This is a genomic window from Bacillus fungorum, from assembly GCF_002746455.1.
Lineage (GTDB): Bacteria > Bacillota > Bacilli > Bacillales > Bacillaceae_G > Bacillus_A > Bacillus_A fungorum.
Genome location: NZ_NWUW01000173.1, coordinates 1 through 430 on the forward strand (window position 1 = coordinate 1; position 430 = coordinate 430).

General features: G+C 36.7%; 2 pseudogenes. Both read right to left on the reverse strand.

From position 1 onward, the window contains the following. Nucleotides 1-195: pseudogene (locus tag CO726_RS31320) on the reverse strand (nuclease-related domain-containing protein); the annotation flags it as partial. A 16-nt stretch (nucleotides 196-211) separates the two neighbouring features. After that, a pseudogene (locus CO726_RS31325) lies at nucleotides 212-430 on the reverse strand (hypothetical protein); the annotation flags it as partial.

Sequence of the window (430 nt, forward strand, 5' to 3'; positions counted from 1 at the left end):
CGTTGTATCACCGAACTCCGTATAAACCGTCACATTATGTAACACAAAGTAACTTTTTGGATCTAATTTACTTAGTATACGTTTTACCAGTTTCTCTCCCGCTTTTCCTTTCCATTTTGGTACATGTTTTTTCACAACACTATTCAACGGTATTAGAACCGCAATAAGAATCAATTCGAATATCAATACTTTCATAATAGAGTCCTCCTTTTTACACCCTTGCGTTTCTGCGCATTAAACGATAGACATGCGTTTCTAATCCTAAAATAAAATATGAGATACATAAGCCTTTTATCACCATCTCTACGAATCCTAGAGCTAATGAAACAAGGAGCCCACCCCGAAACTGAAATGGTCTTGTCACTCTTCGATTTACTGGTTTTTCAATAACCCCAAAATTTGCCCAGGTAGGCAAACGTTTTTCCACATT